This is a genomic window from Caldanaerovirga acetigignens, from assembly GCF_900142995.1.
GTDB lineage: Bacteria > Bacillota > Thermosediminibacteria > Thermosediminibacterales > Thermosediminibacteraceae > Fervidicola > Fervidicola acetigignens.
This window is the reverse complement of the sequence record NZ_FRCR01000003.1, coordinates 124,864-142,131: the sequence shown is the minus strand read 5'-3', so window position 1 is coordinate 142,131 and position 17,268 is coordinate 124,864. Positions and strand designations below refer to the sequence as shown.

Annotated in this window: 17 protein-coding genes and 1 pseudogene; 11 read left to right on the top strand and 7 right to left on the bottom strand. The window is 41.9% G+C overall.

Annotated features, from left to right (window positions below; all coding sequences use genetic code 11):
- Positions 1-17 precede the first annotated feature (17 nt).
- The 6 genes and pseudogenes from BUB66_RS03415 to BUB66_RS03395 form a co-directional block, all read right to left on the bottom strand.
- Positions 18-2,381 carry an ABC transporter permease gene (locus BUB66_RS03415; protein WP_084098683.1) on the bottom strand — a complete coding sequence of 788 codons (2,364 nt, stop codon included), beginning with the start codon at positions 2,379-2,381 and terminating at the stop codon, positions 18-20.
- Positions 2,381-3,087: pseudogene (locus BUB66_RS03410) on the bottom strand (ABC transporter ATP-binding protein). The gene BUB66_RS03415 and the pseudogene BUB66_RS03410 overlap by 1 nt, the downstream one beginning before the upstream one ends.
- A gap of 254 nt (positions 3,088-3,341) precedes the next feature.
- Positions 3,342-3,740, bottom strand: a complete 399-nt coding sequence (locus tag BUB66_RS12000) for a hypothetical protein (protein WP_143156194.1) — start codon at positions 3,738-3,740, stop codon at positions 3,342-3,344.
- A 125-nt stretch (positions 3,741-3,865) separates the two neighbouring features.
- Complete coding sequence (locus BUB66_RS03405; protein WP_073254669.1) at positions 3,866-4,099, bottom strand: hypothetical protein; 234 nt, start codon at positions 4,097-4,099, stop codon at positions 3,866-3,868.
- Between the two features lie 211 nt (positions 4,100-4,310).
- Positions 4,311-4,709 carry a class II SORL domain-containing protein gene (locus tag BUB66_RS03400; RefSeq protein WP_073254666.1) on the bottom strand — a complete coding sequence of 133 codons (399 nt, stop codon included), beginning with the start codon at positions 4,707-4,709 and terminating at the stop codon, positions 4,311-4,313.
- 176 nt (positions 4,710-4,885) lie between these two features.
- A complete protein-coding gene (locus BUB66_RS03395; RefSeq protein ID WP_073254663.1) occupies positions 4,886-5,461 on the bottom strand; it encodes a hypothetical protein in 576 nt (191 codons plus the stop codon).
- Positions 5,462-5,893: 432 nt separating this feature from the next.
- Here BUB66_RS03395 and deoC point away from each other — a divergent pair, with 432 nt between their 5' ends.
- Positions 5,894-6,565, top strand: a complete 672-nt coding sequence (gene deoC, locus BUB66_RS03390) for a deoxyribose-phosphate aldolase (RefSeq protein WP_073254660.1) — start codon at positions 5,894-5,896, stop codon at positions 6,563-6,565.
- On the opposite strand, the gene BUB66_RS03385 is transcribed toward deoC, so the two are convergent.
- Positions 6,566-7,000 carry an exonuclease SbcC gene (locus BUB66_RS03385; RefSeq protein WP_073254657.1) on the bottom strand — a complete coding sequence of 145 codons (435 nt, stop codon included), beginning with the start codon at positions 6,998-7,000 and terminating at the stop codon, positions 6,566-6,568.
- A gap of 130 nt (positions 7,001-7,130) precedes the next feature.
- Between BUB66_RS03385 and BUB66_RS03380 the strand changes: the two genes are divergently transcribed.
- The 10 genes from BUB66_RS03380 to secG all read left to right on the top strand — a co-directional run bounded on the left by BUB66_RS03380 (position 7,131) and on the right by secG (position 17,247).
- Entirely contained in the window at positions 7,131-7,607 is a 477-nt protein-coding gene (locus tag BUB66_RS03380) for a general stress protein (protein WP_073254654.1), read from the top strand.
- Positions 7,608-7,824: 217 nt separating this feature from the next.
- Positions 7,825-9,225, top strand: coding sequence for an RNA polymerase factor sigma-54 (gene rpoN / locus BUB66_RS03375; protein ID WP_073254651.1), 1,401 nt, complete (start codon positions 7,825-7,827; stop codon positions 9,223-9,225).
- A gap of 207 nt (positions 9,226-9,432) precedes the next feature.
- The gene (gene gap, locus BUB66_RS03370) at positions 9,433-10,446 is read left to right on the top strand and encodes a type I glyceraldehyde-3-phosphate dehydrogenase (protein ID WP_073254648.1); all 1,014 of its coding nucleotides are present in this window, start codon (positions 9,433-9,435) and stop codon (positions 10,444-10,446) included.
- A 49-nt stretch (positions 10,447-10,495) separates the two neighbouring features.
- Positions 10,496-11,536 (top strand): sugar-binding transcriptional regulator, encoded by a 1,041-nt coding sequence (locus BUB66_RS03365; protein WP_073254645.1) that lies wholly within the window; start codon positions 10,496-10,498, stop codon positions 11,534-11,536.
- Positions 11,529-12,713 (top strand): phosphoglycerate kinase, encoded by a 1,185-nt coding sequence (locus BUB66_RS03360; protein WP_073254640.1) that lies wholly within the window; start codon positions 11,529-11,531, stop codon positions 12,711-12,713. Before BUB66_RS03365 ends, BUB66_RS03360 begins: the two co-directional genes overlap by 8 nt.
- A gap of 14 nt (positions 12,714-12,727) precedes the next feature.
- Positions 12,728-13,489, top strand: coding sequence for a triose-phosphate isomerase (gene tpiA / locus BUB66_RS03355; RefSeq protein WP_073254637.1), 762 nt, complete (start codon positions 12,728-12,730; stop codon positions 13,487-13,489).
- Positions 13,490-13,501: 12 nt separating this feature from the next.
- Positions 13,502-15,058 (top strand): 2,3-bisphosphoglycerate-independent phosphoglycerate mutase, encoded by a 1,557-nt coding sequence (gene gpmI / locus BUB66_RS03350; RefSeq protein WP_073254634.1) that lies wholly within the window; start codon positions 13,502-13,504, stop codon positions 15,056-15,058.
- A 4-nt stretch (positions 15,059-15,062) separates the two neighbouring features.
- Complete coding sequence (gene eno / locus BUB66_RS03345; RefSeq protein WP_073254631.1) at positions 15,063-16,352, top strand: phosphopyruvate hydratase; 1,290 nt, start codon at positions 15,063-15,065, stop codon at positions 16,350-16,352.
- Between the two features lie 91 nt (positions 16,353-16,443).
- Positions 16,444-16,872: a DUF4342 domain-containing protein gene (locus tag BUB66_RS03340; protein WP_073254628.1), complete on the top strand. Its 429-nt coding sequence runs from the start codon at positions 16,444-16,446 to the stop codon at positions 16,870-16,872.
- A 165-nt stretch (positions 16,873-17,037) separates the two neighbouring features.
- The gene (gene secG / locus BUB66_RS03335) at positions 17,038-17,247 is read left to right on the top strand and encodes a preprotein translocase subunit SecG (RefSeq protein ID WP_073254911.1); all 210 of its coding nucleotides are present in this window, start codon (positions 17,038-17,040) and stop codon (positions 17,245-17,247) included.
- Positions 17,248-17,268: the final 21 nt, after the last annotated feature.

The window sequence follows — 17,268 nt, the reverse complement described above, 5'->3', positions numbered from 1 at the left end:
CCTCTTTTATGAAAATTTTACTCCACTGATTTAAGAACTTCTAAGATGTTCATGAATTTAATCTTCCTTAATGCTGCCCTCTGAGCTGTTATTATGGAAGACGTTGTAACCGTGAATGCAAGAATCAAAGATTTGAGTGTTAGGATTTCTGGTATGCTAAACATATCATTGCTTATAAAACGGGAAATTCCTGCCATCATAGCCTTTGAAAGGGGAATGCCCAAAATCATAGCGGGTATACTTATGAACCATTGTTCGAAGGTTACTACAGAAAATACCTCCTCGGGATTCATTCCTAAAACCATCATAGATGAAAGTTCTCTTGAGCGCTCTGACAAGGATATTACAAGGGAGCTGTATATTATGGCAAAGCCTATTATTATTCCTAAAATAGCGTATATATATATCATGCTGCCGTAAGAAGCCATCATTTCCTTCATTTTTGACAGTCTCTGTTTTCTTTCTTCAATCGAGTTTATATATTTGCTATACATATATTTTTGCTTAAAAGATTTTATAGCCTGCGGTTCGATTTTTATCAAGGCAGAAGTTACAATATCCCTTTGTTTTAAAAATTCTTGGAGTGCTCCAATTTCCATATAAGCGTTTAGCCCAACATATTGGGGGATAATTCCCGCAACCTCGATAATTTCGGGGTCTTTATCCGTTCTAAAGGGACTTTCAACTACCAGTTTAGTTCCAACTTTTGCTCTGAGAAGCTTTGCCAATCTTTCGGAAATTAGTATACCGTTTTTTGGAATGGAAACTTTATTGTAATTTTTATCCATAATATTATAAAGCCTGCTGCTTTTCGTAAGGCCAAGAATAACTGCTTCCTTTTTCAGCCATTGGTTCTTAATAGTGGCGGGTACTTCCAGCACAGGTTCGACGAATCTAATACCAAAAAGGTTCGAAAGTTCATATAAGATGCCGTTCTCATGAAGGGGTCTTGTAAAGTTTATTTTAACGTCATAGACTTCTACTTTTTCATACTGATCGAACATCATCTTATGAACCAGGTCATTCATCGACCAAGTAAAAGTTGAGATAGCAAAACTAATCATTATCCCAAAAAATATAAATAGACTCCTGCCAACATTCCTCGATAGATTCCTGACCGCCATTTTTTCCTGAACCGTTAGGACTTTCCAAAGTAATCTTATATTTTCCAAAAAGATTTTTTTTCCATAGGGTGGAGTAGGAGGACGCATAGCTTCGGCAGGCTCAAGTACTAGAACTTTCTTACACCCTTGATATCCAGCAATGAGCGAGGTTAAAAGAGAAAGCAATATACCGCAAAATATTAATGTGGGAGAAAAATTTCCCTTAAGGTTAGGGAGATTAAAAAAATTGCTGTACATCGACGCCAATGGGAAGGAAAGGAAAGCTCCCGACAAGCTTCCTGAGAATCCTCCTACGAACCCCAGAAAAATAGCATAAGACATGTAGTGTAATAGGATTTCTCTAGAGGTATATCCCATAGCCTTTAAAATCCCTATTTGCACTCGCTGTTGTTCTATAAGTCTCTTTAGGGTTATGTATAAAATTACACCTGCAATAGAAAGAAAAAGTAGAGGCATCGCTCGGGACATCGATTCTACACTTTGGAGCTCCATGTCAAGGAGAAGATGGCTCAGTTGTTCAGAGCGGGGAATAATGCTCTCTATGCCGTACTTTGAAAGATTTTTCTCCAACTCTTCTTTCACTTTTTCAAAGTCGGTTTCTGGCTTTAAAGTAAATACAATTTCATTAAACAGGTTATCATTAGGGAAAAGCTTTTTCATGGATTTTATAGGCATAAAAGCGATTCCGAAAGTTTCCGGCGAAGGATAAAGATCAGATGCCGTGCGAAGGGCGTATACGAATTCTGGGCTATCTCCCGAGCCCGCTATTGAAAGCTCTCTTACCTTTCCACTTGCTATAATCTGAATTTTGTTGCCAATTTTTAGGTTATGTGTTTTGAAAAATTTGCTGTCAACCCATATGCTCAACGAATCATCTTCAAGATGTAAACCCTTAATGAGGAGGACACCGTTTATGGGATCTTTTTGATTCGGGTCAACAGAAACAAGTCTTAAGTATACATTGTCGCTCGTACCTGGCATTAGTACTATTACATCTTTTACCATGCGCCCCTGTACCTTTTGTATTCCTTTAATGCTTTCGAGTCGCTTTACCTCGCCCGAAGGAATTCCGCGCAATCTTATAAAACCATCGGCGAAGTTCAGTTCTTTGTAAAATGTCTTTTGGGATATTCTCAGATTTTGTACTACAATAGTTAGAGAAATAAAAATCATAAGTCCCAGGAAAATTATTGTAGTACACGCAATATAAGACCCTTTATTTTCTTTTAAGTCCCTTAACATTTTTTGTCTTAACATTACCAAATCACCTTCTCTGGAGGCAGTGGGTTTTCGTTTACTTCAATTTTGTCCAGCCTGCCGTCTTTCAAATAAAATATTCTATGGGCAATCCGTGAAATAGCGGTGTTGTGAGTTATTATCACCACTGTCTTTGAATATATATCGCAAAAGTCCTTGAGTAGCCTCAACACCTGAATGCTTGTCTTATAATCTAGAGCACCCGTAGGTTCATCGCAAAGCAGCATCCTTGGGTTTTTTGCCATAGCTCTAGCTATTGCTACCCTTTGCTGCTCTCCCCCGGAAAGTTGGGAGGGGAAGTGGTTCTTCCTATCGTAAAGACCAACTTTCTTTAACAATTCTTCAGCCGAAAGCGGGTTTTTAGCTATCTGAACTGAAAGAAGTATGTTTTCCAAAGCGGTTAGATTGTGCATGAGATTGTAAAATTGAAAGACAAATCCAACTTCATTCCTGCGATAGAATGTGAGCTTCCTTAAATCAGCATTATGCAAAGGCTTGCCAATAAAAAAAAAAGCTCTCCTTTTGTTGGTCTGTCCATGCCCCCTATAATATTAAGTATAGTACTCTTTCCTGAACCGCTCGGACCGAGCACGACGACTAGTTCACCTTCTAACAATTCGAAGCTTACGCCCTTTAAGGCCTCGACATAAACCTCTCCCATCTTGTATACCTTGTATAAATTTCGAGCTTCTAACAGGAGATTCAACAAAACCCCTCCTCGTAATAGGCAAATTGAATAACAAGTTTAACTTTTAGAAATTATTAGGACTATATTATTTTAACAAATTTTAGTAGTAAATTGCAACGAATCTATTTTCTCTCCAATACTATTTTTACATAAAATTATTGGGAGATAGAGAAAGAAGGTAATATTTCCCCGGAAATAACCTAATAATTTTTTCTAGTAAACGAAAAGGAGAGGGATGGTAGTTATAATTGGGGTTTCCCTCTCCTTTCACCTCATCTATATATTCTGCGCCTTCTGCGCAGTAATTCAAATATTAATAGGGCAAGCACTAGTGAGCGCAGCGGCCTTCTTCCAAACTGCTGGGTTTCTGCTTCGGCAGAATACCACGACGGGGACCACGAATATAAAACTTCATCGCACCAGCGCTCCACCATCTCCCGGGTGGGACAAGGGCATCTCCATGGGTCATCGTACCTGTCGCATACCATCCGAACGTGATGCATTATCTCATGGCAGAGCGGATCGTACATGGACATCATCTCGGCTTCGATCATGTCGAAGTTGCAGTGGTCGTATTGGTGGTCATTATAGTCGTGGTTATGATGTTCGTGATGGTCGTGATAATCGGGGCAACCATTATAGCTGGGGTAGTTCGGATACTCACTCATCAAAATTAACCCTCCTTCCTTCGAGTCTACTATAATTATATTAAGTTTTATTTTAATGGGTTCTGTTGGAAAGAAAAAAACTCCCCGATTGTCGGGGAGCATCCTTATATAGATCTAAATTTATGACTTCAGCCTTTTTTCTTGGCTATCAGGAAGTATTCTCCCGAATGACCGCCGTGAGGCTGGTAATCGAAGCCCTGATTCTTCAACTCTTCCACTATAAGGTCGGCTTGATGCGCATCTGTAGCTTCCATACGGATGACGATTTCTTCTCCAGGCTTTATCGACTGGAGTCTCCTCTTAAGAGAATTAATGTCGAAATAGTTGATTTCCTGCCCTAGGTTTAAGTAAATTTCAGTCATTTAGATTCACCTCATGTTTATAATATGTGCTTTATATAGGATATCCATGCTTTTAAACTTTTATCAGTTTTGCAATCGCTGAAATATTTTTCTCTATTTTGATGAATGTGCGAATGAAAGTAATGGCATATGTTGGCCGAGAAGTCTAAAAATCCGCAATGTCCTAAAAAAGTAAGGCCCTAGGGTAAACTTTTTACCCTAAGGCCTTATATTAATTTTCAAAATCTACTCTCAGTGAATTCTCCCATAGGCCGTGGATGTTGCAGTAGCTTAAGGCGGTCAACGAACCTGGTTTTTCCAAAATCACGCGGGTATACACGTAAGGTTCGCATTTTGCAGAACCCTTGTTGGGTCCTTCTGTTGATTCAGCATGAGCTTCAAACATGTAGGTTCCCAGGTGAATGGTGAATTTTTCGCCATCGGGCTGGAAAAATAGTTTTATCCACCTGATGTGATGTTCAGTGGTATTCGGGTGAGGGATTTCTTTCCCGACGCAAAGATATACGTCTATTGGCTCGCCTTTTTTAGTTGGTCCTTTTATCTCTATGACTGGGACGTGCTTTTCTTTTTTCCAGTCATCCTTTTGAATGATAAGTTTTAAAGAATCCATCTCTATCCCCTCCTTTAATAAAAATGGTATTTATTACTGTTAAAATACTACAAAAAATGGCAGATTCCTTCATGCAAAATAAATATTTTTGTTCAGAAGCAGGTATAATTTTAAAGTCGTAGAAATCAATATAATAGGTATTAAATTTGGGAACAAAAGGCGGGATTTTAAAATAATTAAGCAGAGGTTTGATTGAACATTTTAAAGAGAGGTTTTTTTAACATTTTTCTTTCCTTAGATTTGTTGGTTACGCAAATTTTGCCGCTTACTGCTTCAACTTCCCTTACGACCATGGTGGCTTCTTCATAACCATATCTTTTCAGAAGTTCTTTTAATAGGGGCAGCTCTTTTCTTATAATTGTAATATTTATTGAAAATCGTTCGGCTCCGCCATAGCCATAACCTTTATGGGTTGTTACCGAATATCCCATATCTCTTAAAGAATCTGCGATTTTTTTGGCTTTTTCTTTTTTAGCAAAAACAGAGACTTCTACTACACCTATTCCCATGATGTCTTCAATAAAGTGGCCAAGCCATACGCCAGCCACCCTTCCAAAAGAAAAGGCAAGCAGTAAGAGAATTTGTCTGTTTTGTGAAATTAGTTGGAAACCTAAAGCTGTTACTATAGCTTCAAGAAATACTATTAGATAAGCGGGTTTTAGTATCTTTCGGCTTATCATTATGGTTTTTAAAGTGTGAAGGGAAGTGTACATTGCATTTAACAAAAAAGCCAGAAAGCAATTCCAAAGCATCTTCATCCCCTCCCCATACTGGAACTTGCGAGCGGCAATTTATTCATGAGGAATTTTGGTTGTCAACGCTTTGGGGCAAAAGCTATATCTTGTAGCGATGGCGGTGGTGCTAACGCCGCTCTCCCCGAGAGGGTATTATTTATAGGGACATAAGGGGAGCCCCGGCTAAAGGCGCGAGTTCCTTAGTGTTGGGGTAGGGACTACGGAAGTGATGAAACATCGCCTCGGGAAATGAGTACTCGCTCGGAGGGCAGAATTCGAATAATCCTCGATGTCTGATGACAGGTTGACGGCACATTATTTTATTAAAAATTCATGATAAGTTCAATGTTTGATAAAATAAAATATGGAAACTTATTAAAAAGTATTGCCGAATATTTAAAACTAACTCTGGATTCCTTTGGGAAATTATCTTTTAAAGGGGGTTTTTTAATGATAACGAAAGAACAATTGGCAAAAGTTATAGACCAAACTCTTTTAAAACCTACGGCTACTTATGATGATATCGACAAGCTCTGCGAAGAAGCAAAAAAATACGGCTTTTACTTAGTGTGTGTGAGTCCCTGTTATGTGAGCTACACCGCCGAAAAACTTTCGGGAAGCGATGTGAAAGTTGGAACAACCGTGGGATTCCCTCTTGGGGCTATATCACCAGAAGTTAAGGCGTTTGAAGCAAAAAAAGCTGTTGAAGCCGGAGCTTCTGAGGTGGACATGGTTATAAATCTTGGATATTTAAAAAGCGGAGATTATTATGCGGTGAAAGAGGACATTGAAGGAGTTGTACAGGCGGCAAAGGAAGCAAACCCTGAAACTATAGTTAAAGTTATCATCGAAACGTGTTATCTTACGGAAAATGAAAAGGTTACTGCTGTAAAACTTTGCATGGATGCGAAAGCGGATTTTGTGAAGACCTCTACTGGTTTTGGCCCTGGGGGGGCCACTGTAGAAGACGTACGGCTGATATCCAAGTTAGTTGAAGGCAAAATGGGGATAAAAGCTTCCGGCGGAATAAGGGATCTAAAAACCGCATTGCAGATGCTCGATGCAGGAGCTACCAGAATAGGTACAAGCTCGGGAGTTGCGATAATGGAAGAATTTGAATAATTATTGGGTAATTGAACTGGAAGCTTTTTCGATTTGTGAAAGAGAATCATCGCACTTTGTTATGGTCTCAAATACTTTGTCTATTGCTTGACTTTGTAAAAGGGCATTTTGAGCCCTTGCCAGAGCCGATATGGCCTGCTGCATCGCCTGAATTACCTGCATATCAATGGCCACCTGCTGCTCGTGGCACTGCTTTTCCATGCTTTCCAATATATTTTTGAACTGTGGGGCATTGGCCTGTATATTGGAAAACCCCATTTTTGCCAACTGTTCCAGCTTTTTTGCGCTATTTAGTATATTTTCTAAGCGTCTGGAGTCCATCATGTTGCAAGATGCCTGTGAAAGAGAACTTTTAATCTGCTGCTCCGTTGATATATGCTGATCTCTGACGACATCAGCTATGTTTTGAATGTCTTGAAAGAATTGGTCCAACATTATGTCCTCCTCCTAGAACTTATATATACCTTAATTTTATTTTTTTCCTTTTTGCATAAAAAAATGTGTGTATTAGCGATGAAAAATGAGGAGACAATAAAACTGTGAAAAGCTAGGAGGAGGTATAAAAATGGCTAAGACTGTTATAGGAGTTTTTGAAAACCGTCAGCAGGCCGAGAAAGCAGTAAACGAGATGAGAAATTCTGGTTTTGATACCAATGAGATCTCGGTGGTTGCGAAAGGCACGAAGAGAGGAAACGGGAATGATGAAACGATGAACATGGACACGATAGCGGATGGTACTACTACTGGAGGAATTTTAGGAGGCTTAGCAGGACTTGCGGTTGGAGCCGGAGCTTTGGCAATACCAGGACTTGGGCCCATAGTTGCGGCAGGGCCTATAGCGGGAATGCTATCGGGTGCTGCAACTGGTGGAATAGCTGGCGGACTTTTAGACTGGGGTATTCCGGAGGAGAGAGGCCGTTATTATGAAGAAGAAGTTAAAAGAGGTAAGATTTTGGCAGCAGTCCGCACCCACGATCAAAAAGTACAAAAGGCGGCAGACATAATGAGGCAAAACGGTGCGAGGGACGTAGAAACCCATTAAAAGGCGGAGGGGGAGAGATTAATTTTGGGTCCTCCCCCTCTTTTTTATTTTATGATATAATAAAATTAAAAGTGTGTTATATAATATTTCGCTTTAATTTTAAAAAAAATTGTTCAATAAATGTATATTTGCAAAAGAGGTAAGATTGATATTCTTGTCGAATATAATAAATAATAATCTGTTTTTTTGGATTTTATGGGCTTAGGGGGCTCAAATTATGCAAATGAATTATAGTCTTACCCTTTCTCAGACCCAAAAGCTTTTGATGACTCCGGAGTTGAGACAAGCGATAACGATACTTCAGTTATCCAGTCTGGAACTTTGCGACTATATAGAGCAAGAGCTGTTGAATAATCCTCTTTTAGATAAAGAAGAGGATGAATATATGGCCTTTTCGGAAGACGGAATGAGGGTTGATGAAGGTAAGGCGAACGAGGACACTATAGAGTGGGAAGAATACTTGCAGGATTATTTCGATTGGGATTTTCTGAGATTTCCCAAGGAGAGAAAAGAAGAGGAGACGAGTTTTGAAAATTTTGTCTCTGCTAACCAGACACTGCAAGAATATCTTTTGATGCAGCTTCGCTTAGCAGTTGCCGACAAAAAAATTTTTAAAATAGGAGAATTCCTGATAGGAAATCTAGATAAAAATGGATATCTTGCGGTGAGCGTGCAGGAGGCAGCAAGGATTTTAAGAGTTCGCGAGGAAGAGGTGGAAAAAGCCTTAAAAGTAGTCCAAACCCTTGACCCTCCTGGTGTTGGCGCAAGGAACCTACAGGAATGTCTCTTGATTCAGGTAGAACATAAAGGAATTAAAGACCACAAATTGAATGAATTAATAAAACATCATTTAGAAGACTTGGCGGAAGCAAGGTACACGAGAATAGCAGAAAAGCTAAATGTGCCGCTTTCTAAAGTTCAGGAACTAAAAGATATAGTGCTGAGCTTAGACCCCAAACCGGCGAGGAACTTTTCGTCGGCTAACGAAATCCAGTATGTAATACCAGATGCGGTTATAGAAAAAGTCGGCAATGAGTATGTGGTAATAATGAACGATTCGGTAACTCCGAGGCTCTCAATTAACCCATATTACAGGTCCTTGCTAATGTCGGAAGATAAGGAGTCTTTGACTTCCAAGTTTCTGACAAGAAAACTGGAAGCGGCCCTCTGGCTCATAAAAAGCCTAGAACAGCGGCGGATGACTCTTTATAAAGTTATAAAGGCCATCGTGGAAGTGCAGCGCGATTTTTTAGAAAAAGGCATATCGGGTTTAAAACCCCTCACTTTAAAACAGATAGCAGATGTTGTGGGGGTGCATGAATCTACCGTCAGCAGAGCGATAAGCGGCAAATATGTCCAAACACCTAGAGGGGTTTTTGAACTGAAATTTTTCTTCCAAAACGGCCTGGAAAATGAAAACGGGTCTTCGACGTGCGCTGAGACCATAAAGAAAATGTTAAAAGAGATGATTTCTAATGAAGACCCTTATAACCCCTTGAGCGATCAGATGATAGCCGATGACTTGAAAAAGAAAGGTATAAGGATATCAAGGCGCACCGTGGCAAAATACAGGGAACAGCTTGGAATACCTTCTTCGGCAAAAAGGAAAAGATATTAATATTTTAAAAGAAGGTATTGAATGGTATGCGTGGAATTATATATAATATATTATGCAAGAACCTTTTTGGTAATTTTTTTTAAAATACGCGGGACGTAAAATATAACATAGGGACAAAAAATATCCCGGGAGGTGATCGTTGGAAATAAATTAAATTAATTAAAATGAGACAAAATATTAAAAAACGCAATCGAAGGAGGATTTTTCATGGGTATTAAGGTTGGAATCAACGGGTTTGGAAGGATAGGTAGAAATTCTTTCAAGGCCGCACTTAAAAATCATCCTGACATAGAAATAGTGGCCATTAACGACCTTACCGATGCAGCTACCTTAGCTCATCTTTTGAAATACGATTCAGTTTTCGGCAGGTTTGAAGGCGAGGTTGCCGCAAAAGAAGATGCGATTGTAGTAAACGGAAAAGAAATAAAGGTATTTGCCGAAAAAGACCCTGCTAATATTCCTTGGAAGGATGTAGGTGTAGATATAGTTGTAGAGTCAACAGGTGTTTTTACCTCAAAAGATAAGGCTGTAAAACACATCGACGGCGGCGGAGCTAAAAAAGTTATTATATCCGCTCCGGCTAAGGGCGAGGATATCACCATCGTTATGGGGGTAAACCACGAAAAATATAATCCCAAAGAACATAACGTAATTTCCAATGCTTCCTGCACCACAAACTGCCTTGCACCAGTAGTGAAGGTTTTGATGGATAACTTTGGGATTAAAAAAGGGCTTATGAATACGGTTCACTCTTATACCAACGACCAGAGGATTTTAGATCTTCCCCACAAAGATTTGAGAAGAGCGCGGGCTGCGGCGTTAAATATAATCCCGACAACGACAGGTGCTGCAAAAGCTGTAGCTTTGGTAATACCCGAACTTGCAGGCAAATTAAATGGTTTTGCCCTGAGGGTTCCGACTCCCACCGTATCGATAGTGGATTTTACTGCGGTAGTGGAAAAAAGCGTGACGGTAGACGAAGTGAACCAGGCACTAAAAGCTGCAGCTGAAGGCCCCATGAAAGGGATTCTGGGTTATACCGAGGAACCTTTGGTCTCCATGGACTTCAAAGGGTCAGAGCTTTCCTCAATAGTGGACGGACTTTCCACCATGGTGATGGAAGGCGATTTGGTAAAGGTAGTAGCCTGGTACGACAACGAATGGGGTTATTCCTGCCGTGTGATGGATTTAGTGAAATATATAGCGGAGAAGGGACTATAAAGCAAAATAGCCCTTTTGGGCTATTTTGCTTAAAAGGAGACCGCATTGAATGGAAGAAATTGCAAACCTCCTTAAAAAGATTGCTCCAGAGATGGCACATGTAGTTGAGCAGAGATTTGAGATTCTAAAAAATATTTATTACAATCAGCCGATAGGCCGAAGAGCTCTTTCCTCTGTAATGTCCCTTTCGGAAAGGTCCCTGAGGACGGAGGTTAAGCGATTAGAAGAATTGGGTTTGCTAGAAATTGAACCGAAAGGGATGAAGGTTTCAAGAGAAGGAGAGGCACTTATAAATTGCCTTGAGAATTTCGTATACTTTATGAAAGGATTAAACTTTATTGCCGATAGGATTAAAGAAAGATTTGGATGCGAAGAGGTGATAATTGCACCGGGCGATTCGGATGTAGATGAGACTGTCAAAAATCTTATGGGAAAAGAGGCTGCCTCTTATCTGAAGTCTTTTTTGAAAAACGGGGATATCGTGGCTGTAACTGGTGGAACCACTATGGCTCAAGTACCCAAAGGCATGCCCCGACTTGAGGGATTTGAGGATGTGGTAGTAGTTGCAGCAAGAGGTGGTCTTGGTGAAAAAGTAGAAATTCAGGCCAATACCATAGCAGCGGAGTTGGCAGAACGGCTGGGGGCTCGATACAGGTTGCTTTATGTCCCGGATAACCTGGGACCTGAAGCGATGGAGTCCATAACCAGCGAACCGCGCATAAGAGAAGTGTTATCTCTAATTAAAAATGCCGATGTTGTGATTCACGGCATCGGAAGGGCTGAAGAAATGGCTCGAAGGCGAGGTCTTGATGAAAGTATCATAGAGGAAATTTTAAAAAAAGGAGCTGTTGCAGAAGCTTTCGGATATTACTTTGACAGTGAAGGAAGGGTAGTATTTACCACAACTAGCGCAGGGCTCAGCATTGCGGATTTAAAAAATGTACGAAAAGTAATATCGGTGGCGGGAGGTGCAAAAAAAGCACCAGCCATAAGGGCTTTTTTAAAATATCACTGTCCGACAGCTCTCATTACCGACGAGGGAGCTGCGAGAAAACTTATAGAGTTGGAAGGGGGAAGTCTAGGTGAATAAAAAGACCGTTGAAGATTTTGACGTCAACGGCAAAAGGGTTCTGGTGAGGGTAGACTTTAACGTTCCAATGGACGAAAAGGGAAATATCACAGACGATACCCGAATAAGAGCAACGTTGCCCACCATCCAGTACCTTATTAAAAATGGTGCGAAAGTTATACTGGCATCCCATTTGGGAAGGCCCAAGGGAAAGAAAAACCCCAAGTACAGCCTGGCGCCCGTGGCGAGAAAACTTTCAGAGCTTTTGGGAAAAAATGTCGTTATGGCCGGGGATTGCATAGGTGAAGAGGTGGAAAAAGCCGTAGCTTCTATGAAACCCGGAGACGTAATGCTTCTTGAAAACGTCCGGTTTTATGCACAAGAGGAGGCCAACGACAGGGAATTTGCAGAAAAACTTGCAAGGCTTGCCGACATATATATAAATGATGCTTTTGGCACAGCCCACAGGGCTCACGCCTCTACGGCAGGAGTAGCTGAGTTTTTGCCTGCGGGTGCGGGGTTTTTGATGAAAAAGGAAATAGAAATTATGGGTAAGGCCCTTGAAGCACCAGAAAGGCCGTTTGTTGCAATTTTGGGTGGAGCAAAAGTAAGCGATAAGATAGGCGTCATAAGGAATCTCTTAAGCAAAGTGGACTATCTACTAATAGGCGGAGGGATGGCTTTTACCTTCCTGAAAGGATTGGGGTATAATATCGGCAGGTCCCTCCTTGAAGAGGACAAAATAGAACTCGCGAAGGACCTTTTAAAAGAAGCTGAAGAAAAAGGAGTAAAAGCTCTGCTGCCGGATGACGTGGTGGTGGCTCCTGAAGTGAAAGAAGGAGTTGAATACAGGACGGTCCCTGTAAGCCAAATACCCGATGACATGATAGGCGTAGATATTGGTGAAGTAACTCGCGACAAGTTTGCAAAAGTGATAAAAGAGGCAAAAACTGTAGTGTGGAATGGACCGATGGGCGTTTTCGAAATAAAGGATTTTGCGAAAGGTACCCTTGCCGTGGCAAAAGCTATGGCGGAATCCGGCGCTGTAACTATCGTCGGCGGAGGAGATTCGGCGGCTGCGGTGGAGCAGTTAGGCTTTGCCGATGCTATGACTCACATATCGACAGGCGGCGGAGCTTCGCTGGAGTTTTTGGAAGGAAAGGAATTGCCGGGAGTTGCAGTTTTAAATGACAAATGATAGGAGTGAAGGGCATGTCGAGGACTCCGCTTTTTGCAGGCAACTGGAAAATGCATAAGAACGTAAAGGAAACGTTGGAGTTTCTTGAAGACTTTCTCCCCCTTGCAAAAGATATTCCCTCAGAAATAGAAATAGCTATATTCCCTCCTTTTACCAGCCTTTATGCAGCTTTTGAAAAACTCAAAGGAAGCGCTATAAAGTTGGGGGCGCAAAACATGCACTGGGAGGACAAGGGCGCTTTTACAGGCGAAATTTCTCCTCCCATGCTGAAAGAAATCCCTTGCGATTACGTGATAATAGGCCACTCTGAGCGCCGCCAATATTTTGCAGAGACCGACGATACTGTAAACAAGAAGGTAAAATCGGCGGTAAAGTATGGGATAGTCCCTATTATCTGCGTAGGGGAGAGTTTGGAACAAAGGGAAAAAGGCGAGACCCTTTCTGTTGTTTTAAGTCAGGTGGAAAAAGCGATTTGGGAAGTCCAAATTGAAGATGGAGGCAAGTTGATTTTTGCCTACGAGCCCATCTGGGCCATAGGCACGGGAAAAGTAGCCCTGCCTTCCGATGCTCAGGAGGTTATAGGGGCTATAAGGGAAAAGCTCTGTAAACTTTACGGCAACGTTGCACAGGATATCCGCATACTTTACGGCGGAAGTGTAAAACCGGACAATATTAAGGACCTAATGGCTCAGCCGGATATAGATGGAGCTCTGGTAGGTGGTGCAAGCCTTGATGCAAAGGCTTTTTACCAAATAGCTACATACAATCGCGGTTAGGAGTTGAACAAAGTGGCGAAAAAACCTCTTGTACTCATAATATTGGACGGGTGGGGCATAAATGAAAATGTACAGGGTAACGCAATTTTAAACGCCCGCACCCCCAATTTCGACCGACTTTTAAGGCATTTTCCGAACACCGTGTTGGAATCTAGCGGCCTTGCGGTGGGACTGCCCGAAGGCCAGATGGGAAACTCCGAAGTGGGACATTTAAACCTCGGAGCGGGGCGCATAGTGTATCAGGAGTTTACCCGAATAAGCGAAGACATAAAAAGCGGTAGATTCTTCGAAAACGAAAAACTCGTAAATGCCGTAAGGCAGGCACGCGAAGCCGGCAAGGCTTTACACCTAATGGGTCTTTTGTCCGATGGTGGGGTCCACAGCCACATAGACCATCTCATAGCCCTTTTGGAACTTTGCCGCAGGAAAGACATGAAAAGGGTCTACGTCCACGCCTTCCTCGACGGGAGGGACGTTCCACCTGCTAATGCGGCCATTTACATCGAAAGACTCGAAAACGAAATGTCGAAAATTGGTATTGGCAAAATAGCTACGATTGCTGGAAGGTATTACGCTATGGATAGGGACCGCCGATGGGAAAGAACCGAGAAAGCTTATAACGCTATGGTTTTGGGGGAAGGGCTCAAGGCAAGAAGTGCAATGGAAGCTCTACAAGAAGCCTATAAAAGGGGCGAGACCGACGAGTTTGTAATTCCTACGGTTATCGTCGATGGAAGCGGTAAACCTATTGCGACAGTGGAAGAAGGGGATTCCATAATATTTTTCAACTTCAGGCCGGATAGGGCGCGGCAACTGACGTATGCTTTTTGTGAAGAGGACTTTCAGGGGTTCGCAAGGAAAAGGGGATTTTTCTTTGTCAATTTCGTATGCATGACGCAGTACGATGCAAAAGTTAAAAATGCAAAGGTCGCTTATGAACCCTTGTCGATGAATAACATTTTTGCCGAAGTCATATCTAAAGAGGGATTAAAGCAGCTTCGTATAGCAGAGACAGAAAAGTACGCCCACGTGACGTTCTTTTTTAACGGTGGGATAGAAAAGCCATTCCCCGGCGAAGAGAGGATATTGATACCTTCTCCGAAAGTTGCCACCTACGACTTAAAGCCGGAAATGAGCGCTTATGAAGTGACGGATACGGTTATAAATAAGATAAACGAAGACGTATACGATGTAATCATAATGAACTATGCAAATCCAGACATGGTAGGCCACACGGGCGTTTACGAAGCCGCGGTTAAAGCTATAGAGGCGGTGGACCAGTGTATGGGACGGGTGGTGGATGCCGTTATCAGAAAGAACGGGACGGTCATAATCACCGCGGACCACGGCAATGCGGAAAAAATGGTGGACTACGAGACGGGCGAAGCGCATACGGCTCATACCAGCGACCCTGTGCCTTTCATCCTGGTGAGCGACAGGAAATACAGGCTCCGGCCGGGGATATTGGCTGATGTGGCGCCGACCATGTTGGAGCTATTGGGGATAGAAAAACCAGAGGAAATGACAGGAAGCTCTCTAATAGAAAAAAATTATAAAACGGAGGAGTGATTTTATGTCAATAATTGCCAATGTATTTGCAAGGGAAATTTTGGACTCTCGAGGAAATCCCACAGTAGAAGTAGAGGTCATCCTCGAAGACGGCACATTGGGAAGGGCTGCAGTACCTTCGGGAGCTTCTACGGGGCAGTTTGAGGCTGTGGAACTGAGGGACAATGACCCGAAAAGGTTCAAAGGAAAAGGTGTTTTGAAAGCTGTAGAAAATGTAAACGAGATAATAGCGCCAGAACTTGAAGGAATGGATGCCCTCGATCAAGTGGCGATAGATGAATTTCTGATAGAGCTAGACGGCACAAAAAATAAGTCAAAGTTAGGGGCTAACGCCATCTTAGGAGTTTCTCTGGCTGTTGCAAAAGCGGCTGCAAACTACCTCGGTATACCTCTTTACCGCTATATTGGAGGAACGAATGCGAAGACGCTTCCCATTCCTATGATGAATATCTTAAACGGGGGAAAACATGCAGATAATAATGTGGACCTTCAGGAATTTATGATAATGCCGGTAGGGGCTGAAAATTTTGCACATGCCCTTAGAATGGGCGCGGAGACATTCCACACTTTGAAGAAAGTCCTTTCAGAAAAAGGGCTAAGCACTACTGTAGGCGATGAAGGTGGATTTGCGCCGGACCTTTCCTCCAATGAAGATGCTATAAAATATATAATTGAGGCTATCGAAAAGGCCGGCTATACACCCGGAAAGGATATTTATATTGCTTTAGATCCAGCAGCTTCTGAGTTCTTTTCAGATGGAAAGTACAAGTTGAGTGGTGAGGGTTTAGAGTTATCACCTGCTGAAATGGTAGATTATTATGTAAGGCTAGTTGAAAAATATCCAATCATATCCATTGAGGATGGTATGGCAGAAGATGATTGGGAGGGGTGGAAGCTCCTTACCCAGGCGATTGGTAAGAAAATCCAGTTAGTTGGAGATGACCTTTTTGTCACCAATACTGAAAGGCTTTCAAAAGGAATAGAACTGGGAGTGGCCAACTCTATTTTGATTAAGCTCAACCAAATAGGCACTCTCACCGAAACCTTGGATGCCATTAAGATGGCCGAAAGGGCAGGGTATACCGCCGTAGTCTCTCACAGGTCTGGTGAAACGGAGGACACTACAATTGCGGATTTGGTGGTAGGAGTCAACGCTGGTATGATAAAGACGGGAGCTCCTTCCAGAACGGATAGAGTTGCAAAATACAACCAGCTTCTAAGAATAGAAGAGGAACTGGACGCGGCGGCACAATACCCTGGAATTGCAGCCTTCTACAATATAAAGAAAAAATAAACGAGCTCCCCTTCTAGGGGGGCTTTTTATACCTTTTTATTGCATAAATGGCCTTTTGTGAGGTAGAATAAATGTGAAGGAGGTCGAAAAAATGGAAATAAATCTAGAAAAAATTGACTTATTGAGGGAAAGGACGGGCTGCAGTTACCGCAAAGCTAAGGAAGCTTTGGAAGCTGCTGGCGGCGATGTGGTTAAAGCATTGATAATTTTAGAGGAAGAAGGGGAAAAGGATTTTTTAAAGTTTGGCAACCTTAGCGCTAAGGGGAATAAACTTTTGGAAAAAATTAAGGAACTGATACGAAAGGGAAATGTGACCCGTTTGAGAATAAAACACGGCGACATGGTACTGCTTGAGATTCCAGTAACCGTTGGTGCTATTGGTGCTATATTGGCTCCTTATCTTGCCGCCATAGGAGTGATAGCGGCATTGGTTACTCGCTGTACCATTCAGATTGAAAAAGAAAACGGGGAAAAAGAGGAAATCGTCTTCGAAAACAAGTCTACTGCGGACAAAGAATAGTGATTAATATTTTTGCAGGCCCTTTTTATAGTGAAGGGTTTTCTTTATTTGCCTTTTCATAAGACGGCTGGCAATATTGAGTTTTTAGGCATATTGTGATAAAATTACATTCGTTAATTGAAAAAGGGGGTGCAGGAGGTGCAGGCTTTTCGCATCGTTTTTTCAATGATATACGTTCTTATTTGCATAGGACTTATAGCTACAGTCCTTTTGCAATCAGGGAAGAGTACCGGCCTTTCAGGAACTATTTCAGGTGGAGCGGAGGTTTTTTTCGGGAAGAAAAAGGGTATTGATGACAAATTGGCAAAGTTTACGGAAATTTTAGCAGTAGCTTTCCTTGGACTATCCATCTTAATGATGGTAGTTTTAAAATAACAGACTTTGTGGGGGGAGACT